19 protein-coding genes are annotated in these 21031 nt (G+C 69.4%); 8 read left to right on the top strand and 11 right to left on the bottom strand.

All coding sequences use genetic code 11. The features are described from left to right. Positions 1-132 precede the first annotated feature (132 nt). The 7 genes from IU476_RS01500 to IU476_RS01470 are packed head-to-tail and all read left to right on the top strand — an operon-like array spanning position 133 to position 9950. Positions 133-1728 carry an SMP-30/gluconolactonase/LRE family protein gene (locus IU476_RS01500; RefSeq protein WP_228822945.1) on the top strand — a complete coding sequence of 532 codons (1596 nt, stop codon included), beginning with the start codon at positions 133-135 and terminating at the stop codon, positions 1726-1728. A 7-nt stretch (positions 1729-1735) separates the two neighbouring features. Continuing rightward, positions 1736-2581 (top strand): SDR family NAD(P)-dependent oxidoreductase, encoded by an 846-nt coding sequence (locus tag IU476_RS01495; RefSeq protein WP_195095788.1) that lies wholly within the window; start codon positions 1736-1738, stop codon positions 2579-2581. Between the two features lie 21 nt (positions 2582-2602). After that, positions 2603-3985, top strand: coding sequence for an aromatic ring-hydroxylating oxygenase subunit alpha (locus tag IU476_RS01490; RefSeq protein ID WP_195095786.1), 1383 nt, complete (start codon positions 2603-2605; stop codon positions 3983-3985). Between the two features lie 55 nt (positions 3986-4040). Then, positions 4041-5867 carry a flavin-containing monooxygenase gene (locus IU476_RS01485; RefSeq protein ID WP_195095784.1) on the top strand — a complete coding sequence of 609 codons (1827 nt, stop codon included), beginning with the start codon at positions 4041-4043 and terminating at the stop codon, positions 5865-5867. Positions 5868-5899: 32 nt separating this feature from the next. After that, positions 5900-6811 carry an SDR family NAD(P)-dependent oxidoreductase gene (locus IU476_RS01480; protein WP_195095783.1) on the top strand — a complete coding sequence of 304 codons (912 nt, stop codon included), beginning with the start codon at positions 5900-5902 and terminating at the stop codon, positions 6809-6811. An 8-nt stretch (positions 6812-6819) separates the two neighbouring features. Beyond that, positions 6820-8526 (top strand): thiamine pyrophosphate-binding protein, encoded by a 1707-nt coding sequence (locus tag IU476_RS01475; RefSeq protein ID WP_195095782.1) that lies wholly within the window; start codon positions 6820-6822, stop codon positions 8524-8526. Continuing rightward, positions 8526-9950: an aldehyde dehydrogenase family protein gene (locus tag IU476_RS01470; protein ID WP_195095781.1), complete on the top strand. Its 1425-nt coding sequence runs from the start codon at positions 8526-8528 to the stop codon at positions 9948-9950. The genes IU476_RS01475 and IU476_RS01470 overlap by 1 nt, the downstream gene beginning before the upstream one ends. A gap of 71 nt (positions 9951-10021) precedes the next feature. On the opposite strand, the gene IU476_RS01465 is transcribed toward IU476_RS01470, so the two are convergent. Beyond that, the gene (locus IU476_RS01465; RefSeq protein WP_195095780.1) at positions 10022-10468 is read right to left on the bottom strand and encodes a MarR family winged helix-turn-helix transcriptional regulator; all 447 of its coding nucleotides are present in this window, start codon (positions 10466-10468) and stop codon (positions 10022-10024) included. Between the two features lie 102 nt (positions 10469-10570). Between IU476_RS01465 and IU476_RS01460 the strand changes: the two genes are divergently transcribed. Beyond that, a complete protein-coding gene (locus IU476_RS01460) occupies positions 10571-11473 on the top strand; it encodes an MBL fold metallo-hydrolase (protein WP_195095779.1) in 903 nt (300 codons plus the stop codon). Here IU476_RS01460 and IU476_RS01455 read toward each other — a convergent pair. From IU476_RS01455 to IU476_RS01410, 10 genes are read right to left on the bottom strand one after another with little or no spacing between them, the layout of a single operon-like run. Next, positions 11462-12634 (bottom strand): acyl-CoA dehydrogenase family protein, encoded by a 1173-nt coding sequence (locus IU476_RS01455; protein ID WP_195095778.1) that lies wholly within the window; start codon positions 12632-12634, stop codon positions 11462-11464. The genes IU476_RS01460 and IU476_RS01455 overlap by 12 nt on opposite strands. A 2-nt stretch (positions 12635-12636) precedes the next feature. After that, a complete protein-coding gene (locus IU476_RS01450; protein WP_195095776.1) occupies positions 12637-14181 on the bottom strand; it encodes an aldehyde dehydrogenase in 1545 nt (514 codons plus the stop codon). A gap of 30 nt (positions 14182-14211) precedes the next feature. After that, positions 14212-15447: a metal-dependent hydrolase family protein gene (locus IU476_RS01445; protein WP_195095774.1), complete on the bottom strand. Its 1236-nt coding sequence runs from the start codon at positions 15445-15447 to the stop codon at positions 14212-14214. Further along, on the bottom strand, positions 15444-15776 hold the full coding sequence (locus IU476_RS01440) for a hypothetical protein (protein ID WP_195095772.1): 333 nt from the start codon (positions 15774-15776) through the stop codon (positions 15444-15446). The genes IU476_RS01445 and IU476_RS01440 overlap by 4 nt, the downstream gene beginning before the upstream one ends. Further along, positions 15773-17044, bottom strand: a complete 1272-nt coding sequence (locus IU476_RS01435; protein WP_195095770.1) for an aromatic ring-hydroxylating oxygenase subunit alpha — start codon at positions 17042-17044, stop codon at positions 15773-15775. Before IU476_RS01435 ends, IU476_RS01440 begins: the two co-directional genes overlap by 4 nt. A gap of 28 nt (positions 17045-17072) precedes the next feature. Then, a complete protein-coding gene (locus tag IU476_RS01430) occupies positions 17073-17912 on the bottom strand; it encodes a TauD/TfdA dioxygenase family protein (protein ID WP_195095768.1) in 840 nt (279 codons plus the stop codon). Positions 17913-17955: 43 nt separating this feature from the next. Further along, entirely contained in the window at positions 17956-18294 is a 339-nt protein-coding gene (locus IU476_RS01425) for a hypothetical protein (protein WP_195095766.1), read from the bottom strand. 5 nt (positions 18295-18299) lie between these two features. Then, positions 18300-19580 carry an aromatic ring-hydroxylating oxygenase subunit alpha gene (locus IU476_RS01420; RefSeq protein WP_195095764.1) on the bottom strand — a complete coding sequence of 427 codons (1281 nt, stop codon included), beginning with the start codon at positions 19578-19580 and terminating at the stop codon, positions 18300-18302. Continuing rightward, positions 19577-20191, bottom strand: a complete 615-nt coding sequence (locus IU476_RS01415; protein ID WP_195095761.1) for a carboxymuconolactone decarboxylase family protein — start codon at positions 20189-20191, stop codon at positions 19577-19579. The genes IU476_RS01420 and IU476_RS01415 overlap by 4 nt, the downstream gene beginning before the upstream one ends. Then, complete coding sequence (locus IU476_RS01410; RefSeq protein ID WP_195095759.1) at positions 20188-21012, bottom strand: SDR family NAD(P)-dependent oxidoreductase; 825 nt, start codon at positions 21010-21012, stop codon at positions 20188-20190. Before IU476_RS01410 ends, IU476_RS01415 begins: the two co-directional genes overlap by 4 nt. Between the last annotated feature and the right edge of the window lie 19 nt (positions 21013-21031).

Below are 21031 nucleotides of genomic sequence, written 5' to 3'. Positions count from 1 at the left end.
CCTTATGAGGATTAAAGTAGCGTGATGCGCGTTACACGCCCTGCGGCAGACCGGCCCGAAACGACGTTTCCGCAAACCGCAGGTCGCCGATACAGCCCGACAAACGACCTTCTCACTCCCGGAGGCCCCGCCTTGACCACAGGGGCGCGCTACAGCGGCACCGCATCCATCACTCTCGCCGAGGGCCTGACCCTGCGGCGGCTCACCCCGCCGAGCCGGTTGTTCGGCGCGAACGGCCTGCGCACCGGCCCCGACGGGCGCGTCTACGTGGCCCAGGTGGCGGGCAGCCAGATCAGCGCCCTCGACGTCACCACCGGCGACCTCGAGACCGTCAGCGCCAAGGGCGGCGACATCGTCGCCCCCGACGACCTGGCCTTCGACCCCGACGGCAACCTCGTCGCCACCGAGTACATGGACGCGCGGGTCAGCGTGCGCGGCACCGACGGCCGCACCCGGGTGCTGCGGGCGGACCTGCCCGGCGCCAACGGCATCACCGTCCACCGCGGCCGGTTGTTCGTCAACGAATGCCGCATCGGCGGCCGCCTGATGGAGCTGCCGTTCGACGGCGGCGCGCCGCGCGTGCTGCAGGACAACCTGCCGATGCCCAACGCCATGGAGGTGGGCCCCGACGGCCTCCTCTACTACCCCGTCATGGGCACCAACGACATCTGGCGCATCGACCCCGACGGCGGCACGCCGCAGCGGGTCGCGGGCGACCTCGGCGCACCCGACTCGGTGAAATTCGACGCGGAGGGGTTCCTGGTCTCCACCCAGGCGGCGTCCGGCGAGGTGCTGCGCATCGATCCGCGCACCGGCGAGCGGCAGGTGCTGGCCCGGCTCGAACCCGGACTGGACAACTGCGCCTTCGTCGGCGACCGGTTGTTCGTGTCGCACTTCTCGGGCGCGATCACCGAGATCCGCGCCGGCGGCGAGACGCGCGCCGTGCTGCCGGGCGGCCTGCTGTGGCCGCTGGACCTCACCGTCTCCCCGGACGGCCGCCTGTTCATCGCCGACGGCACCTTCTTCTACGAGCTGCGCGACGGCGAACCGCACACGGTCGCTTCGCTTTTCAGCCCCGGCAATCCCGGGTACGTGCGCGGGGTCGAGGCCGTCGGCCCGGGCGAGTTCCTGTGCGCCACCTCTACCGGGCAGGTCCTGTACTTCCGCCCGGGCAGCGACGGCGAGCCCGAACCGGTGGCCGACGGTTTCGATCAGCTCTACGGCATCGGGCGGTCGCCGGGCGGCGCGATCGTCACCGCGGACCTCGGCACCGGCCGCGTGCTGTCGGTGCGGCCCGGCGGCTCCGAGGTGCTGGCCTCAGGTCTCGACGCGCCGATGGGCGTCGCCTTCGGCCCGGACGGCACGGTGCTGGTGTCGGAGTCCGGCGCCGGCCGCGTGGTGTCCCTGGACGGCGCGGGCGTCGGCACGGTGGTCGACGGTCTGGTGAATCCCCAGGGAATCCTGGTGCGCGGCAACCACTTGCACATCGTCGACGCCGGCGCCAAGACGCTGGTCCGCGTCGACCTCGAGACCAAGGCCCGCACCACGCTCGCCACGAACCTGCCCGTCGGCGCGCCGCCCGGCGTGGTACCCAAACCACTGCTCGGCACCCCGCCGTTCTCCGGCCCGATGGGCCCGTTCGCCGGCATCGCCGCCGGCCCGGACGGCACGCTCTATCTCTCCGCCGACGCCGAGGGCAGCGTGCTGGCCCTGCAGGCGGAAAGGTAAGCGCGCCATGGCATTCGACGGACTCGGGCTCGACGGCCGCATCGTCGTGGTCGCCGGGGCGGGCGGCGGCGGCATCGGCACCACCGTGACGCGCAAGGTCGCCGCGGCGGGCGCCACCGTGATCGCGGTCAGCCGGTCGCCGGAGAATCTGGCGAAACACATCGAACCGCTTGCCGCCGAGGGCCTTTCGGTGGTTCCCGTCGCCGCCGACGTCGCCACCGACGAGGGTGTCGCGACCGTGCTCGAGCAGGCCCGCCGCGCCGACGGCGAGCTGCACGGGCTGGTCAACGTCGCCGGCGGAGCCGCGCCGTCGACCTGGATGCCCTCGACCCGGGTCACCCGGGCGGACTGGCGCGCGCTGCTCACCCAGAACCTGGAGACGATGTTCTTCATGAGCCAGGCCGTGGCCGCCGAACTGAAGTCGCGCGGCCGCCCCGGGTCGATCGTGTCGATCTCCTCGATCAGCGGAATGAACACCGCCCCTTTCCATATCGCCTACGGCACCGCGAAGGCCGCGCTGGTGTCGGTGACCCGCACGATGGCCGTCGAACTGGCGCTCGACGGCATCCGGGTGAACGCCGTCGCCCCCGGGGTCACCGAGACCCCGGCCTCGGGCACCTATGTCGACGAGGACCCCGGCCGCGACCGCCGCGCCATCGCCATGGGTCGCCGCGGCACCCCCGCGGAGCAGGCGGGACCGATCTTGTTCCTGCTCTCGGACCTCTCGACCTACATCACCGGCCAGACACTGCTGGTCGACGGCGGCCTGAACCTCAAATGGACCCACCTCGGCGACGACAACACCTCGCTGTTCCTGAAGGACGAGTCGTTCCGCGCCGCCATCACCCGCTGACACCTTTCCGAGGAGGACGTCATGACCGAAACCGTCGACAACGTCACCGAAACCCCCGCCGGGACAACGGAACCGCTGTCGACACCGCTCAGTATCGGTGTCGAGGCGTACATCTCGCCGGAGTACGCCCGCGCCGAAGGGGACCGGCTCTGGGCGAAGGTGTGGCAGCAGGTCGAGCGGGTGGAGGAGCTGCCCCGCGTCGGCGACTTCCTGACCTACGAGATCCAGAACGACTCGATCATCGTCGTGCGCACCGCCCCGGACACCTTGCGCGCGTACCACAATGTGTGCGCGCACCGCGGTCGCCGCCTCGTCGACACCCCGCCCGGCGCGCACGACGCCCGGGGCAGCCGCAAGCAGTTCGTCTGCGGCTTCCACGGCTGGCGCTACGACCTCGAGGGCCGCAATACCTTCGTGGCCGAACGCGAGGACTGGCCGTGCGGGCTGACCGAGCGCAACGACGGGCTGAATCGGGTCCAGGTGGACACCTGGGGCGGCTGGATCTGGATCAACATGGACCCCGACGCCGGGCCGCTGCGGGAATACCTCGAGCCCGCCGCCGGCCTGCTGGAGCATTTCGAGTTGGAGAGGATGCGCTACCGCTGGCGGCGGTGGCTGACCTTCGACTGCAATTGGAAGGTCGCCTTCGAGGCGTTCATGGAGACCTATCACGTTCCCTACACCCACCCGGAATTCATGAATTTCGGGCAGTTCCTGGGCTGGGCGCGGGCGCAGGGCAAGCACAGCAACATCGGCTACGACGCGCCGAAGGGCATGGAGGAGAACCAGGCCAAGGTGCGCCTGGGCGCCGGTCCCGACGCGCGCGTTTCGACGGCCACCTTGCAGAACTTCACCTGGGAGAACGCCAACACCAACACCACCCGCACCCTGGTGGATGTCGCGAACCGCCTGGTCGACGAGCTGCCCGAGGGCACACCGGCCAACGAGGTGCTGCGCTACTGGCTCGACACCGCGCGCTCGGAGGACGAGGCGCGCGGCGTGGTGTGGCCGAAGGTGGATCCCGACATCGTCGCGCGGGCGGGGACCGCGTGGCAGATCTTCCCCAACTTCCAGATCGGCCACGCGCTGAACAACATGCTGTGCTACCGCTTCCGGCCCTATGGCGAGGACCCCGATCGGTGCGTGTTCGAGGCGGCGGTGTTCGAACTGTTCCCGCCCGGCGAGGAGCCGCGGACGGAATGGGAGTACACCCCGGCGGGCGACCCCGCCTGGCGCACCGTGCTGCCGCAGGACTTCTCGAATATGGCGGCCGTCCAGAAGGGCCTGAAATCGCGCGGTTTCACCGGCGCGAAACCCAATCCCTACCGCGAGCGCAGCATCGTCAACCTGCACCACAACCTCGCCTCCTACCTGGGCACCGGCGAACCGCGCGAACTGTCCTGACGGCGAACTCCCTACTTCCCCAACACTTCCCGAGCTAGAGATCTAGGAATTCCGAATGCAGCAGTGCGAGCCCACGGTGACGCCGGAGGTCGACAAGGAGGCCCTGCGCGCGAAGTATCTGGCCGAGCGCGACAAGCGGCTGCGTCCCGAAGGGCAGAACCAGTACCTCGAGGCCGAGAACGAATTCGCGGATTTCTACGAGAGCGACCCGCACCTGCCGGTCGTGCCGCGGGAACCGATCTCCGCCGATATCGAGGTGGTGGTGCTCGGCGGCGGTTTCGCCGGGCTCATCACCGCGCACCGGCTGCTGCGCGCGGGCGTGACGGATTTCCGGATCGTCGAACTCGGCGGCGACTTCGGCGGGGTCTGGTATTGGAACCGCTACCCGGGCATCCAGGTGGATTCGGATTCCTACACCTATCTGCCGCTCCTCGAGGAAACCGGTTACATGCCGACGGAGAAATTCACCCGCGGCGACGAGAACTACGAGCACGCCCAGCGCATCGGCAAACAGTTCGGCCTCTACGACAAGGCGATATTCCACACCCTCACCCGCTCGCTGGAATGGGACGAGGACATCCGGCGCTGGCGGATCGGCACCAATCGCGGCGACGAGATCCGCGCCCGTTTCGTCGTGATGTGCCAGGGCCCGTACAACCGGCCTAAATTGCCCGGCATCCCCGGGATCACCGAATTCGAGGGGCACACCTTCCACACCGCCCGCTGGGACTACGAGTACACCGGCGGGAACCTGCACGGCGGGCTGGACCGGATCGCCGACAAGCGGATCGCCATCATCGGCACCGGATCCACCGCGGTGCAGGCGATTCCGCATCTGGCCCGGGGCGCGAAACACCTCACCGTGTTCCAGCGCACACCGTCCTACATCTTCGAGCGCGACAACTATCCCACCGATCCCGAGTGGGTGAAGACGCTGCGCCCGGGCTGGCGCGCCGAACGGCAGCGCAACTTCCACAATGCCGCCTTCGCGTTCTACAGCCCCGGCGAGCCCGACCTGATCTGCGACGGCTGGACCGAGGTGGCCCGCAATCTGGCCGCCAAGCTGAACGAGACCAACGGCTGGGCCGCCCTGGCCGATCCGCAGAAGTTCCTGGAGCTCAAGGAGATCGAGGACTACCGCTCCATGGAGCGGCTGCGCCGGCGCGTGGCGGAGATCGTCGAGGACCCCGAGACGGCGGAGAAGCTGAAGCCCTACTACCGCAACATGTGCAAGCGGCCGGTCTTCAACGACGACTACCTGCCCACCTTCAACCGGACCGACGTCACCCTGGTCGACGTGTCGGATACCAAAGGCGTGGAACGGATCACGCCCAAGGGCATCCTCGCGCACGGCGTGGAGCACGAGGTCGACTGCATCATCTTCGCCAGCGGCTTCGAGATCACCACCTCGCTGGACCGGCAGTACGACATCGAGCCGTTCACCGGCCGCGACGGCCGCTCGCTCTACGAGCACTGGGGCAAGGGTTTCCGCACCCTGCACGGCATCACGACGCACGGCTTCCCCAACATCTACTTCACCGGGTTCATCCAGGGCGGCGTCACCGCGGCGACGACCCTGATGTTCGAGCAGCAGGCCGACCACATCGCCTACATCGTCGCGCAGGCGCAGCAGCGCGGCGCGACGGTCGTGGAACCCACCGCGGCGGCCGAGGCGGGCTGGGTGCGGACCATCCGGGAGAACACCATCGACAACAGCACGTTCGTCTCCGAATGCACGCCCGGTTACTACAACAGCGAAGGCGAGCCGAACGGCCGCTCGTTCCTCGGCGATCCGTTCTGGGGCGGCTTCTACGTGCTTGAGGAGATGTTGCGGGCGTGGCGGGACGCGGGCGATCTGGACGGGCTGGCCCTCGAACGCTGAGCCCGGCCACCCGCAGAGAGGAACCGAACATCTTGCGAGAACTGAGATTCGACGATCGCGTCGCCGTGATCACCGGCGCCGGACGGGGTCTGGGCCGCGCCTACGCCGAACTCCTGGCGTTGCTGGGCGCCAAGGTGGTGGTCAACGACGTCGGCGGCACCACCCGCGGCGACGTGTTCGAGGCCGACGTGGCGGCGGAGGCGGCGCGGGCCATCGAGGACTCGGGCGGCGAGGCGGTCGCCAACACCGACTCGGTGGCCACCGCCGCGGGCGGGCGCGCGATCATCGAATCGGCCCTCGACCACTACGGCCGCCTCGACATCCTGATCCACAACGCCGGCAACGTCCGCTACGGGTCGCTGACCGAGCTGAGCTACGAGGATTTCGAGGCGGTCGTGGACGTGCACCTGCGCGGCGCCTTCCACGTGGTGCGGGCCGGTTTCCCGGTCATGAGCGAGGCCGGGTACGGGCGAATCGTGCTGACCTCCTCCATCGGCGGCCTCTACGGCAACAAGGCGGTCGCCAACTACGCGGTGGCCAAGGCCGGGGTGATCGGGTTGTCCAACGTGGTCGCACTGGAGGGCGCAGAGGTGGGCGTCAAGTCGAACGTGATCGTGCCCTCCGCGCTCACCCGCATGGCCGCGGGCATCGACACCTCCGCCTATCCGGACATGCGGCCGGAACTGGTGGCGCCCACGGTCGGGTATCTGGCGCACGAAACCTGCACGCTCACCGGCGAATTGCTGGTGTCGATCGCGGGCCGGGTGGCACGCGCCTACCTCGCCGAGACACCGGGGGTGTATCAGCCCTCGTGGACCGTCGACGAGGTCGCCGCACGCATCGAAGAAATTCGCAACACCGACGACTCCTGGATCCTGCCGCCCGCGTCGGCCCATGTCGACCACATCGGCAGAAGCTTCGCGATGGCCAGGGCAGGGAAGTGAGGACGAGCATGGCAGTCAAGGTTTACGAACGCATTCTGGACCTCTTCGAGGCCGAGGGCATCGACACGCTGTTCGGTATTCCCGATCCGAATTTCGTGCATCTGTTCCACCTCGCCGAAGAGCGCGGCTGGAGGGTCGTCGCGCCGCATCACGAGGAGTCGGCGGGCTTCATGGCCGAGGCGGTGTCGCGGATGACCGGCAAGCCCGCGCTCGCCATCGCCACGCTGGGCCCGGGGATCGCCAACCTGGCCGGCTCGGTCATGTGCGCCAAGGTGGAGAACTCCCCCATCGTCTTCCTGGGCGGGCAGCGGGCCCGCATCACCGAGCAGCGGGTGCGGCGCGGGCGAATCCAGTTCGTGCGGCAGGCGCCGTTGCTCGAGAACTCCGTGAAGTACAGCGCCAGTATCGAATACGCGGACCAGACCGACGAGATCATCCGCGAGGGCCTGCGCAAGGCGCTGTCGGGCACGCCCGGGCCGGTGTACATCGAATACCCCTCGCACGTCATTCTCGAGGAGATCGTGGTGCCGCCGGCGTTGCCGCCCGAGGCCTATCGGCTCGTCGGCCAGACCGCCGGGCCGGACAGGATCGCGGAGGCGGTGCGGTACATCCGCGCGGCGAAACAGCCGATCCTGCTGGTGGGTCACGGGGTGCACACCGCGCGGGCCGGGGAGTCGGTCAAGGCCCTCGCCGACCTCGTGGCGGGACCGATCCTGCAAACCTCCGGCGGCACTTCCTACCTCGCGGGGCTGGAGGACCGCACGTTCCCGTACGGGTTCTCCAAGGCCGGGCTCGAGGCGGTCGTGCAGTCGGATCTGGTGCTGGCCCTCGGCACCGAACTCGGCGAGCCGGTGCACTTCGGGCGCGGACGGCACTGGGTGGCGAACGAGGCGAACCGGAAATGGATTCTGGTGGAACAGGATCCGGCGGCGATCGGGGTCAACCGGCCGATCGACGTGCCGCTCGTCGGCGACCTGCGGGCCGTCGTGCCGCAGCTGGTCGAGGCGCTGCGCGACACCCCGCGCACACCGACGCCGGAGCTGCGGCGCTGGATCGAGCAGGACGCCGCGCAGCTGGCGGAGCTGGCCGAGACCGCACCGTCCGGCGCGTCCCCGGTGCACCCGGCGCGCATGATCGTGGAGGCCACCAAAGCCTTTCCGCCGGAGGGCATCATGGTCCGCGACGGCGGCGCGACCACCATCTTCGGCTGGACCTATTCGCAGGCCAAACCGCACGACGTGATCTGGAACCAGAACTTCGGGCACCTGGGCACCGGGCTGCCGTACGCGGTCGGGGCGTCGGTGGCCGACGGCGGCAAGCGCCCGGTCATGCTGGTCACCGGCGACTCGTCGTTCCAGTTCCAGATCGCGGAGCTGGAAACCGCCGCGCGACTGGGCCTTCCGCTGGTCTGCGTGGTCGGCGTCGACTACGCGTGGGGGCTGGAGGTAGGCGTCTACAAGCGCACGTTCGGGCACGGCTCGCTGGAGACCGGCGTGCACTGGAGCAAGGACGTGCGGCTGGACAAGGTCGCCGAGGGCTTCGGCTGCTACGGCGAGTACGTCGAGCGCGACGAGGACATCGCCCCCGCCGTGAAACGCGCCTATGCCAGCGGCAGGCCCGGCGTCATCCACGTCGCCGTCGACCCGAAGGCGAACTCGGAGGAGATGCCGAGCTACGACGAATTCCGTACCTGGTACGCGGAAGGACAGCAGTGATGCGCGAGTATCGGACGTTCTACATCGGCGGGGAGTGGGTCGACCCGGCGCGGCCGCAGACCTTCGACGTGGTGAACCCGGCCACCGAGGAGGTCGCGGGGCGGGTGGCGAGCGGGTCCGCCGAGGACGTGGATCGCGCCGTGGCGGCGGCGCGCGCGGCGTTCCCGGGCTGGTCGGCCACGCCGGTCGCGGATCGAATCACGCTGCTGCGCACCATCTCCGAGGAGTACGGCAAGCGCCGCGCGGATCTCGCGGCGGCGCTCACCGAGGAGATGGGCGCGCCCGCGGCGCTGGCCGGCGGCTTCCAGGTCGACCTCGGCGCGGGCCATCTGGCGACGGTGCTCGACATCCTCGAGCACTATTCGTTCGAGGAGCAGCGGGGCGCCACGCTGATCGTCCGGGAGCCGATCGGCGTGTGCGGGCTGATCACGCCGTGGAACTGGCCGTTGAACCAGATCGCGGTGAAGGTGTTCCCGGCGCTGGCCGCCGGCTGCACCGTGGTGCTGAAGCCGTCGGAGCAGTCACCGTTCAGCGGGCAGATCTTCGCCGAGATCCTCGCCGCCGCAGGGCTTCCCGCGGGCGTGTTCAACCTCGTGCAGGGCGACGGGCTCGGGGTGGGCGCGCCGCTGTCGGCGCATCCCGGCGTGGACCTGATCTCCTTCACCGGCTCCACCCGCGCGGGCATCGAGGTCGCCAGGAACGCCGCGCCGACCGTCAAAAGGGTCACCCAGGAGCTCGGCGGCAAGAGCCCGAACATCGTGCTCGACGACGCCGACCTCGCCGCCAACGTCGGCAGCGCCGTCGCGACCCTGATGAACAACTCCGGCCAGACCTGCAGCGCCCTGTCGCGCCTGCTGGTCCCGCGCACCCGCATGGACGACGCGATCGCGGCCGCCCGCGACGCGGCCGCCCAACTGTCCGTGGGCGATCCGACCGGCGACGTCGCCCTGGGCCCCGTGGTGTCCGGCGCGCAGTTCGACAAGATCCAGGCTCTCATCCGCAAGGGCATCGACGAGGGCGCCACCCTGGTCACCGGCGGCATCGGCCGACCCGAGGGCCTGACCAAGGGCTACTACGTCAAGCCCACCGTCTTCGCGAACGTCACCAACGACATGACCATCGCCCGCGAGGAGATCTTCGGCCCGGTCCTCACCATCCTCGCCTACGACGACCTCGACCACGCCGTCGCCATCGCCAACGACACCGAATACGGCCTGGCCGCCAACGTGGCCGGCGCCGACCTAGCCCGGGCCCGCGCCATCGCCCGCCGCCTCAGTGCCGGCTGGGTGACCATCAACGACGCCTTCGACTTCCACGCCCCCTTCGGCGGCTACCGCAGAAGCGGCAACGGCCGGGAATGGGGCACCCACGGCTTCGAGGAGTACCTGGAGACCAAAGCCATCCTCGGCTACGCCCCGGAATAGGCTGGGCCCCTTGACGTTCGGCACGGCCGCAGCCCGCCGCCGACGATCCCGCGATGCGTTGCGCGTCCTGCTCAGCGCGCGGAAGCGGCGCGGCGCGGGGCGGTGACGGCTTGTTCGAGTAGGGCCTGCAGGGCGTTCTGCTGCGCGGGGTCGAGGCCGGACAGCGGGGAGTCCTGGGCGAGGAGTTCGAGCAGGCGTTCGCGGAGTTCGGTCCCCGCGGCGGTCAGGACGAGTTGCCTGGCCCGGCGGTCGGTGGGGTGCGCGCGGCGCTCGAGGAGCTCCTTCTTCGCGAGGTTGTCGACGATGAAGGTGGCATTGGACGGTTCGCAGCTCATGCGTTCGGCGAGTTCGCGCATGGTCATCGGACCGGTCAGCTCGCGCAGAGCCGTCGCCTGGGCGGCCGTCAGACCGAGGGCGACCGCGCGTTCGCGGACGTGGTCGGCGATCTGCTGCGCCAGGCCGTTCACCAGGCCGCACAGCTCCCGCTCGGCGACTACCTGCGGTTCCCGGGAGGTCATGGGTCCATCCTAGCGAATCCATCAAGCCAGTATATTTACAGCTTGAACTATTCAACCTTGATGCTTATGGTGGTGCTCCGAAGCCGAAGAAGGAGACCGACCATGACACGCATCCAGGCCGACGAGCGACTGAGCCGTCCGGGGAGGATTCGTTCGATCCGGCTGGGCGAGACGACGGTGTCGTTCGTCCCGGACGGGGCCGTGCAGGGCAAGCCGCGCGAGTGGCTGCCCGACAGCACCGCACAGACCTGGGCGGAGCAGCCCCAATACCTCGATGCCGCAGGATATCTGGTAGCGAGCATCGGGGGCCTGCTCGTGGAGCATGCCGGCCGGGCACTGCTGATCGACGCCGGTTTCGGTCCGCAGTCGATGCCTGCCGAGCCGGGCGGTCCCAACGGCGCCATCTACGGCGGCGCACTCCTGGACAGCCTCGCCGAACTCGGCCGCGGCCCGGGCGAGATCGAGGCGGTGGCGTTCACGCACCTGCATCCCGATCACATCGGGTGGGCCTGGCATCCCGCCGACGGCGGCGACCAGCCGGTGTTCACCGAGGCGGAATATCTTGTGCCCGAGCCGGAATGGACTCATCGCGAGCTGCTGGAAGCGGGCGGGACGACCGCCGAGATCGCAGCCGTGCTGGCACCCCGCGTCCGCACGGTGACCGCGGGGCACGAGATCTTCCCCGGCGTCGAGGTACAGATCGTCGACGGCCACACCTCCGGACACGCGCGCTACGTGATCACCGGCGGCGGCACTCGCCTGATCGCCTTCGGCGATTCCCTGCACTCGCCGATCCAGGTCGACCATCCCGAATGGTCCTGCGTCTACGACCACGACCCGCTCCGGGCCGCCGAGCAACGCCGCCGACTCCTCGCCGAACTGGAACAGCCCGGCACGATCGGCTTCGGCAACCACTTCGCCGACGTGGTGTTCGGCCGAGTCCGCCGGACGGGCCACGGCCCGGGCTGGCTGCCGCTGGACGAGGACGAGTTCTCAGCGCGGTAGGCCCAATATCCGCTGGGCGATGATGTTGCGGTGGATTTCGGAGGTGTCGCCGGCGATGGTGTGGGCGAAGGTGCGGGCGTAGCGTTCGAACCAGGCGGGGGCGGTGGGTTCGGGGTTGAGAGGGCTGAACCGGGCGGTAGTGACGTTCGAGTAGAGGCCGTCGGAAGCCGTTGTGGCCAGGGCGCTTTCGGTGGCGGACTGGACGGCTTCGGAGCCCAGGAGTTTGAGGACGGACAGCCCGGCGACGTCGGTGTCGCCGCGGGCGGCGCGGGACAGGGCGGCCGAGCCGAGCAGTCGCAGGGCGTAGGCGTCCAGGACCAGGGTGGCGTAGCGGTCGGCGTCCAGTGCGGTGGCGGGGTGGAAGTGGTCGAGCAGGTGGCCGAGGCGGTCGGCGTAGCTCAGCCACAGCAGGGTGCGTTCGTGGCCGAGCGAACCGTTGGCCACCGACCAGCCCCGATGGAGTTCGCCCACCAGGTTCTCGGCGGGCACGACCACCTCACGGAAGAAGACCTCGTTCAGGTCGACGTCGTGTGTGCCGGTGAGGGCGGCGAACGGCCGCCGTTCCACGCCCGGCGTGTCGGTCGGTATCAGCAGCGCCGAGATCCCGCGGTGCTTGGCCGCGTCGGGGTCGGTGCGCACGAACGCGAGCAGCACGTCCGCGTCGTGCGCCCCGGAGGTCCAGATCTTGTGGCCGTCGACGACGAACCGGTCGCCGTCGAGCACCGCGCGGGTGCGCAGTCCGGCGAGATCCGAGCCCGCGCCGGGTTCGCTCATGCCCAGCGCGCCGGTGCGTTCCCCGCGCAGGATCGGAATCGCCCAGCGCTCTTGCTGTTCCGGCGTGCCGAACGAGATCAGCGACGCGGCGACGATGCCCAGCCCCTGCGGATTGAAGGTCTGGTAGATCCCCCGCTTCGCCAACTCCTCCTGGTGCACATACTGTTCCAGGACCCCGGCGTCGCGGCCGCCGAACCGCGGCGGATAGCCCGGAACCAGCCAGCCGTGCTCGAATTGCACACGCCGCCAGCGCCGCGCCCACTCGGGGAGGTGGGCCGTGGAGCGGGCCGTCTCGACCGCCTCGGCCGCCGCGGGCAGGTGTTCGTCGAGAAAGGCCACGAACTCGGCGCGGAATCGCTCCACGTCGTCGTCGAAGTGCAGTCGCACGGCTATGCTCCGCTCCGCTCGCCGGTCCCGGGGGCCACGGACACCGATTTGGTGTCGAGGAATCCGTCCAGTCCTTCCGGCCCGAATTCGCGGCCGATGCCGCTGGCCTTCACGCCGCCGAAGGGCGCGGCCGGATCCATGCTGTAGGCCTGGTTGATTCCCAGTGTGCCGCTGCGGATTCGGCGCGCCACGGCCAGTCCGCGAGCGACGTCGGCGGTCCAGACCGATCCGGAGAGCCCGTAGTCGGTGGCGTCGGCGAGGCGCACGGCGTCGTCCTCGTCGTCGTAGGGCACGACGCCGAGCACCGGCCCGAAGATCTCCTCCTGGGCGATCCGCATGGCATTGTCGACGTCGACGAACAGTGTCGGCCGGACGTACCAGCCGCGGTCGACGCCGTCCGGTAATCCACTGCCGCCCACCAGGAGCCGGGCGCCCTCGCGCCGCCCCAGCTCGATGTACTCGCGAACCCGAGACCGCTGGCGTTCGCTCACCATCGGCCCGACCTGAGTCGCCGGGTCGAAAGGATCACCGACGCGCAGATTCTCGACCATGCTCGCCAGCGCGTCGACGAACTCTCGGCAACGACTGCGCGGCAGCAACACTCGCGTCTGCGCGACGCACGCCTGCCCGCTGTTCATCAACCCCGCCACCGTCATGCCGGTGGCGACGGTCTCCGGGTCGGCGTCGTCGAGCACCACAGCCGCGGACTTGCCGCCCAGCTCCAGCCCGACCCGCCGCAACGCGGACCCGCACGCGGCGGCCACTTCTCGGCCCGCCGCAGTGGAACCGGTGAACGACACCTTGTCGACGCCCGGGTGCGCCACCAGGTAACGCCCGACCTCGCGGTCCCCCGGCACGATACTGACCACCCCGGGCGGCAGATCCAGCCCGTCCAGCAACTCGGCCATGACATAGGCGTCCAGGGGCGTCTCCGGAGACGGTTTCACCACGACGGCGCACCCCGCGAGCAGCGCGGGCACCAGTTTCGCGACGATCAGGAACATCGGCATGTTCCACGGGACGATCGCGGCGACCACCCCGACCGGCTCCCGCCGCACCAGCACCTCCCCGCCGAACGCCCCGGCCCGGGTCTCACACCAGGGATGCCGCGCGGCGACATCGGCGAACGCCCCGATCATCGCCCCCGGCAGCCGCGCGTGCGCCGACCGGGAGAAGGTGATCGGCGCGCCCATCTCGGTGGTGATCAGCCGAGCCAGCTCCTCCTGCCGCGGCCGGTACCGCTCGGCCAGCTCACGAACCGCGGCGACGCGCTCACCGGGATCCAGCCGCGGCCAGGGCCCGTGATCGAAGGCCTCGCGCGCGGCCGCGACCGCCCGATCGATGTCCGCGTGGCTCGGCGCGGGAACCCGCGCCACGACTTGTTCGGTGTGCGGCGAGATCACGTCGATGATCTCGGCTGTGCTCGGCGCGACCCAGCTCCCGCCGATGTACAGATGTGGCCGCGGCGTGACGGCAACGTCGTTCACCGTGGCCCGAACCGAGTGCGCCGCGCGGCGCTCTCGCGACGGAACCGAACCTTCGGCCATGACCATGTCTCCTGATTCGAGCCGAAACACTCACGGCTGCTTGACGATCCGGCCGTCCTTCATGACGAACCGGACGTCCTGCAACACGGTGATGTCGGCGGTGGGATCGCCGGGAACGGCGATGATGTCGGCGAGCAGCCCGGCGGCCAGGCGACCCCGGTCGTCCACACCGAGGAGTTCGGCCCCGACGACGGTGGCGGCACGCAACGCCCGCGCCGGCGTCATGCCCCGATCGACCAGTGCCCACAGCTCTTTGGCGTTGTCGCCGTGCGGGACGGCGGGCGCGTCGGTGCCGCAGGCGATCTTGACTCCGGCGGCGATGGCCTTGCGCAGCGTCTCCCGGGCCCTCGGGAAGACCTCCGCGGCCTTCTTCTGCAGCGCCGGAGCGGCTTTCGACACATCCAGTCCCTCGGACAGATAGCTGGTGGGCACCAGGAACGTGCCGTGCTCGACCATCATGGCGATGGTGTCGTCGGTGGCCAGCGACCCGTGCTCGATGCAGTCCACCCCGGCTCGGACGCACGCCCGGATCCCGGCGTCGCCGTGCGCATGTGCGGCGACGCGGACGCCCGCCCGGTGTGCCTCGTCGACGATCGCGGCCAGTTCCTCGTCCGAATACTGTTGCGCCCCAGCGACGGTGCCGTGCGACATCACCCCGCCCGACGCCGAGATCTTGATCACCTCGGCCCCGTACTTGATCTGGTACCGCACGCATTCGCGAACCTCGGGCACGCCATTGGCCCGCCCCTCCGCCACGCTCAACGGCATGATGTGCGGGGCGAGCCGCTGGAACATCGTGGGGTCCAGGTGCCCGCCGGTCGGGGTGACGGCGTGCCCGGCCCCCACGATGCGCGGCCCCTCCACCCAGCCCTGCTCGATGGCCCGGCCCAGGTCCACATCGAGCAGGTAGCCGCCGGTCTTCACCATCAGCCCGAGGTTGCGGACCGTGGTGAATCCGGCGTGCAGGGTGGTGCGGGCATTCACCGTGGCGCGCAACGTCCGGTACACCGGGTCGTCCTGCACGCCGTGCATCGCGTTCGGCAGCCCCGACGGAGTGTCCGGCCCGCCGATGAGCAGGTTGATCTCCATGTCCATCAGCCCGGGCAGCAGCGTGACGTCGCCGAGATCGAGGACCTGCGCGTCGGCGGGCGCCTCCGCCGGGTCGACGGCCGCTATGAGGTTGTCCCGCACCAGGATCGAGGCGGGCTTGTGCACCTCACCGGTGTCGACATCGACCCAGCGGTCGGCACGCAACAGGATGCTCACGGGTTCGGCTCCAGCACGCACTCCAGCGCCGCCACACCCGTGTCCGGAATGCGGGGCTGGCTCCAGACCTCCACCGGGAAGGACACCTGGATCATCGAATACAGCAGGTACAACAGGTTCCGCACCTCGTCGGGCAGGTCGTCGAGCGCGAATTTGTCGCAGTAGGTGAGCACGTCCTCCGCGCGGGCGGTGATCGCGTCGTAGAACCGCTGCATCTCGTCCATGCCGCTGGCCAGGCGCTCGGCGTAGCGCTCGGATTCGCTTGCCAGACACCACTTCCCGGCGAACGGTTCGAGATCGGCGAACTCCGCCGGCAGCAGGCCGCTCATCGCCGCGCCTCCGCCCGCTCGCGCCGGTACTCCTCGACCCAGTCGCCGGCCACCTTGTGCAGGTGCCGCAACAGGATTTCCTGATCGTTCAACGGAAAGGCCGTCACCGCACGGGATTCCAGCATGATCTGCGTCGCCTCCAGCGTGCTGCTGTCCTGCAACCCGTACTCCTTGAACGTCACCGCCGCCATCTCGTGCGCGACCCGCTCGCGCGCGGTCCGGGCAGGCGGGAAGTACAGATTCCCCTCGAAGACGTGCGTGTTGTGCGAGGTCGGCCAGTAGTGATAGGTGAGATACCACCCGCCGGACCAGATCAGGATCACGAAATTGGGCCACAGCTGGAACGAGTCGAGTCCCCACGGATCGCAGCCCGCGGGGTTCAGGCCCGGCGGCATCTCCCCCAGATCCGGTGTGTCCCAAGGCCCGAACAGTCCGCTGCGGGTGATGTCCTCCATCGGCTTGCGCATCTCGGGATCGAGTTCCCAGGTGACCACGCCCGAGGTGCTGACCAGCCGGTGCGGTCCGTCGAGCCGGTAGTGCGGCGCCTCGAAACCGGCGGCCTGCGCGGCCATGGAGTAGTTGTCCGGCGTCTGCTTCCCGTGCAGCACGGGCGCGTGGTAGAACTCCTGGAACGCGTCCATGTACAGCTTCCAGTTCGCCCCGACCTCGGACCGGTAGGTGAACCGCTCGGTCAGCTTGTCGAACGGATACCCCTCCAGCCCGCCGACCATGGGCCCCAGGAACTCTCGCAGCGTCTGCCGCGGCTCCCGGTCGAGATTCACGAAGATGAACCCCGCCCACACCTCGCAATGCACCCGCACCAAGCCCAGCGCGTTCTTGTCCAGGTCGAAGAACTCCTCCTCCTGCTGGACGAAGTTCAGTGAGCCGTCGAGGTTGTAGCGCCAGCCGTGGTACTTGCAGGTGAACTGGCGGCACGTCCCGGCGACCTCCTCGCGCGGAAACTCGTGCCACACCAGCTTGTTTCCGCGATGGCGGCAGATGTTGTGGAAGGCGTGGACGGTCCCCTCGCGGTCGCGCACCACGATCACCGAGGTGTGCGCCGCCGCGATCTCCTTGGTGAAGTAGCTGCCGGTGCGCGGAAGCTGTTCCACGCGACCGACATTGAGCCAGGCGCGTTTGAAGATCGCCTCGCGTTCGAGCTCGAAGAACTCCGGCGTGACGGAGTCCTCGTAGGACATCGGCGCGGTGCCGAGTTCGGGATAGTGCTGGGTCCAGCTGCCTTCGGCGGGCTTGGGCCAACGAGGCATGGTGTTCTCCTGCCGTGGTGGGCTGTGGTTATCGGATCGGCTCGTCGCCGAGCACGGTGGTGCGCAACATCTCTCGCGGCGAATCCGGCTCGTACAGCGCGGCGCGGTGGATCACGCCGCGGTTGTCCCAGAGGACGGTGTCGCCGACCGACCACTCGTGGCGGTACACGCGCTCGGGCGCGGTGCACCTGCGCAACAGCTCGTCCAGCAGCGCCCGGCTCTCCCCCGGGTCCATGCCGACGACGTGATCGGTGGACGCGCCGAGCACCAGCGACCGCCGCCCGGACTTGTGCGTCCAGACCAGCGGATGCTCCTTGGACGGGCGACTGCGCCACACGGCCAGCTGCTCGGGCGTCGGATCCGGTGTGACCAGCCGCTGCGACGCCTCGAGGGAATGCACCACCCGCAGCGTCGCCAGCCGCGTCCGCTCGGCGTCGGAGAGATTGTCGTAAGCCTTGTAGGTGGAGGCGAATTCGGTCTCGCCACCGGCGGCGGCGACGGCCTTGGCGGTGAGCATGGTGGCCATCTGCGGGTAGGCGTCGTCCTGCGGGGTGCAGCCGTCGATGTGCCAGTCGAAGGTCGCGCGCAGATAGCTCGCCGACGAGTTCTTGGAGGTGTCGAGGCTGACCCGGTAGATGCCCTCGACCGGATGGTGACCGGGCTCGGTGTCGATCTCGCCGAGCCGGCGGCAGAACGCCACCTGCGTCTCCGGATCCAGGTGCAGCCCCCGGAACACCAGCACCCCGCACTCCTCCAGCGCCGCGAGCACCGCGTCGGCCACGGCGTCGTCGGACAGCAGCTGCTCCCGGTCGACGCCGGTGATCTCCGCGCCCACGTCGTGGCTGAGTTTGTCGATGGTGATCGTCATGTCGAATGTCCTTCCGGCCCGCGAACGGTTGCGGGACTGGGGATTACGGCAGCGGCTCGGCGACGCGGCGGATCTCGGCGTCGGCGCTGTCGGTGGGTTTGACCTGCTGGAAGATCTCGACCGCCATGGCGACCATCACCAGCGAATACACCAGCTGCAACAGATGCAGGGCGTCGTCCGGAAGTTCCTCGAGCGGGAATTTGTCGCAGTAGGCGATGGCCTCCTCGAGCCGGGGCAGGAACGCGTCGTGGAAGGCGATCAGTTCCGGCAGCGAACTCGCCGTCCGCCGCGCCCACCGCTCGGCTTCGGTGGCCAGGCACCAGGTCGGCGCGTACGGCTCGAATTCGGCGAATTCCGGTGGCAGTAACGTGGTTTCGGCCATGTCGCTCACGCCTTCGCCGGGTCGCGCCGATACTCGCCGACCCAGTCGGCGACGGCCTGGTGGAAATGCCGCACCAGGATCTCCTGGTCGTTCACCGGGAAATGGGTCAGCCCGGCGGTGCGGTAGGCCGATTCCAGCGCGGTCTGGGTGCCGGTCAGCATGCCCGCGTCCTGCAACGCGAATTCCTTGAACACCACCGAGGCGACCTCGTGCTCGATCCGTTCGCGGACCGTGCGCGCCGGCTGGTATGCCAGCACGCATTCGAACCGATGCGAGTTGTAGGAAGTCGGCCAGTACCGGTAGAGCAGATACCAGCCGCGATAGATGAGGATCTCGATATTCGGGAAGATCTGGAAGTTGTCGATGCCCCACGGTTCGACCCGGCCGGGATTCAAGCCGGGCGGCATCTCACCGAGATCCGGCGACTCCCACGGCCCGACCAGGCCACTGCGGGTGATGCGCTCGATCGGGTACATGTATTCCGGCGGCAGCGTCCAGCGCCGGGCGCCGCCCGTGGACACCATCCGATGCGGGCCGTCCACCTGGAAGTGCGCGCACTCGAACCCTTTTCCGGTGCGCACGGGATTGGGGATCTGCTGCGGATGCAGGCCCGGGACGTGGTAGTACTCCTGGAACGCGTCGGCGAACAGTTTCCAATTGCTCCGATTGTCGGCGGTGAAGACGTACCACTCCGTCATCTTCTCGAACGGGTAGCCGTCGAGGGCGGTGACCATGGGCCCGAGGAATTCCCGCAGCGTCTGGCGCGGGTGAGGGTCCAGATTGACGAAGACGAAGCCCGCCCACACGTCGCAGTGCACGGGCACCAGGCCGAGATCGTCCTTGTCGAGGTCGAAGAACTCGCCCTCCTGCTGCACGAAATTCAGGGAGCCGTCGAGATCGTAGCGCCAGCCGTGATATTTGCAGGTGAACTGGCGACAGGTGCCGGCCACCTCGGCGCGCGGGAATTCGTTCCACATGAGCTTGTTGCCGCGGTGGCGGCACACGTTGTGGAAGGCGTGGATCTCGCCGTCGCGGTCGCGCACCACGATCACCGAGGTGCGCGCGGCCTCGATCTCCTTGGTGAAGTAGCTGCCGGTCCGCGACAGTTGTTCGAGGCGGCCGACATTGAGCCAGGCGCGCTTGAAGATCGCCTCGCGTTCGAGTTCGAAGAATTCCGGCGACACCGAATCCTCGAACGAGATCGGCGACGTGCCGAGGTCGGGATAATGCCGGGTCCAGCTGCCCTCGGCGGGCTTGGGCCATTGTCTCGCGGTCGTCTGAGTCACGGTCGTTCCTCCGTTTCCGGTCGGGCAAGGGTCGGCGGCGGGGCCATGCCGGGGTCGAGTTGCAGGCCGACGCTGTTGCACACCAGCGCGAGGCACAGGTACGAGCCGGCGACGAACAGCACCTCGAGTACCTGCCGAATGTCGAAGTGCGACACCAGATCCGACCAGGTGTCGTCGTCGACGCCGTGGTGGTCCAGCAGCTGGTCGGTGGCCGTCAGCAGAGCACGGTCCGCCGCGCTCCACTCCGTGTCCCGCGGTCCGCGGGTCACGGCCTCGATCTGCGCCGCGGTGACGCCCGCGCGCGCCGCCAGCCGCACGTGCTGCGCCCACTCGTAGGTCGCGCGGCTGCGCCAGGCCACCCGCAGGATGATCAGTTCCCGGTCCCGGGCCGGGAGCGCGGACCGTTCCAGCAGCGTCCCGTTGTAGCCCAGCCAGGCCGCGGCCAGCTCGGCGTGATGGCCGAGGACGCCGAGGATGTTCGGCATCGGCGGGGCGTCGGGTTCGCCGGACAGGTAGCGGTCGGCCAGGCTCACCTTGCCCCGCAACATGTTTCGCGCGTATTCGTCCCACTGCTCGGGCGGGAGCGGGGTCAGCCGGGGCGCCGCGGTCATATGACGGCCCCGCCGTTCACGCCCAGCACCTGGCCGGTGATGTAGCCCGCCGCGTCCGAGCAGAGGAACAGGCAGGCCGCCGCGATGTCGTCGCCCGTGCCGAGGTGGCCCACCGGGATCGCCCGCGCCATCGTGGCGTTGTCGGGCAGGTGACCGGCTTCCTGCGAGCGGCGCGACATGGGCGTGTCGATGCCCGAGGGCGGAATCGTGTTCACGGTGATGCCGCGGGTCGCGTACTCGCGGGCCAGCGCCTTGGTCATGGCGACGACCGCGCCTTTGGCGGCGGTGTAGTGCACCATGCCCGGCGAGCCGCGCTGGGCGCTGGACGAGGAGATCGTCACGACGCGGCCCCAGCCCGCGGCGATCATGTCCGGGACGGCGGCCTGCACGCAGTGGAAGGTGCCGGTCAGATTGACCTCGACGATGCGGTGCCACTCCTCCGGGGTGATCTCGGTGAACGGCGCGAATCCGACTGCGCCCGCGCTGGTCACGAGAATCTCCACGGGGCCGAACTCGGCGCGGACCTTGCCCAGCGCCTCCTCGACCGTTCGGCGATCGGTCACGTCCGCCGCGCACGCCATCGCGGTGCCGCCGCCGGACCGCAGTTCCTCGGCGGTGCGCTGGGCGGCGGCGGCATCGATGTCCAGGACGGTGATCCGGTAGCCGTGGGCGGCGAAGGCGCGGCAGATGGCCGAACCCATGCCCGACGCGCCGCCGGTCACCACGGCGACCCGGCCCTGCGCGACCCGACCGTCTACGGCGCGAGCGCCTGCGTCCCGGCTGGGATCGCGCGGACGGTCGGTGGTTTCGAAGCTGCTCATACTGCGGACTCCTCTGCTC

The sequence above is a fragment of the Nocardia blacklockiae genome (assembly GCF_015477355.1).
GTDB classification, from domain to species: domain Bacteria; phylum Actinomycetota; class Actinomycetes; order Mycobacteriales; family Mycobacteriaceae; genus Nocardia; species Nocardia blacklockiae.
This window is presented reverse-complemented; position numbering and strand designations above follow the sequence as displayed.

Bases quoted from the DNA above. Each gene is read 5' to 3' on its own strand.
- IU476_RS01495 (WP_195095788.1), top strand. From the start codon at position 1,736: ATGGCATTCGACGGACTCGGGCTCGACGGCCGCATCGTCGTGGTCGCC.
- IU476_RS01490 (WP_195095786.1), top strand. From the start codon at position 2,603: ATGACCGAAACCGTCGACAACGTCACCGAAACCCCCGCCGGGACAACG.
- IU476_RS01485 (WP_195095784.1), top strand. From the start codon at position 4,041: ATGCAGCAGTGCGAGCCCACGGTGACGCCGGAGGTCGACAAGGAGGCC.
- IU476_RS01475 (WP_195095782.1), top strand. From the start codon at position 6,820: ATGGCAGTCAAGGTTTACGAACGCATTCTGGACCTCTTCGAGGCCGAG.
- IU476_RS01470 (WP_195095781.1), top strand. From the start codon at position 8,526: ATGCGCGAGTATCGGACGTTCTACATCGGCGGGGAGTGGGTCGACCCG.
- IU476_RS01465 (WP_195095780.1), bottom strand. From the start codon at position 10,468: ATGACCTCCCGGGAACCGCAGGTAGTCGCCGAGCGGGAGCTGTGCGGC.
- IU476_RS01460 (WP_195095779.1), top strand. From the start codon at position 10,571: ATGACACGCATCCAGGCCGACGAGCGACTGAGCCGTCCGGGGAGGATT.
- IU476_RS01450 (WP_195095776.1), bottom strand. From the start codon at position 14,181: ATGGCCGAAGGTTCGGTTCCGTCGCGAGAGCGCCGCGCGGCGCACTCG.
- IU476_RS01440 (WP_195095772.1), bottom strand. From the start codon at position 15,776: ATGAGCGGCCTGCTGCCGGCGGAGTTCGCCGATCTCGAACCGTTCGCC.
- IU476_RS01435 (WP_195095770.1), bottom strand. From the start codon at position 17,044: ATGCCTCGTTGGCCCAAGCCCGCCGAAGGCAGCTGGACCCAGCACTAT.
- IU476_RS01430 (WP_195095768.1), bottom strand. From the start codon at position 17,912: ATGACGATCACCATCGACAAACTCAGCCACGACGTGGGCGCGGAGATC.
- IU476_RS01425 (WP_195095766.1), bottom strand. From the start codon at position 18,294: ATGGCCGAAACCACGTTACTGCCACCGGAATTCGCCGAATTCGAGCCG.
- IU476_RS01415 (WP_195095761.1), bottom strand. From the start codon at position 20,191: ATGACCGCGGCGCCCCGGCTGACCCCGCTCCCGCCCGAGCAGTGGGAC.
- IU476_RS01410 (WP_195095759.1), bottom strand. From the start codon at position 21,012: ATGAGCAGCTTCGAAACCACCGACCGTCCGCGCGATCCCAGCCGGGAC.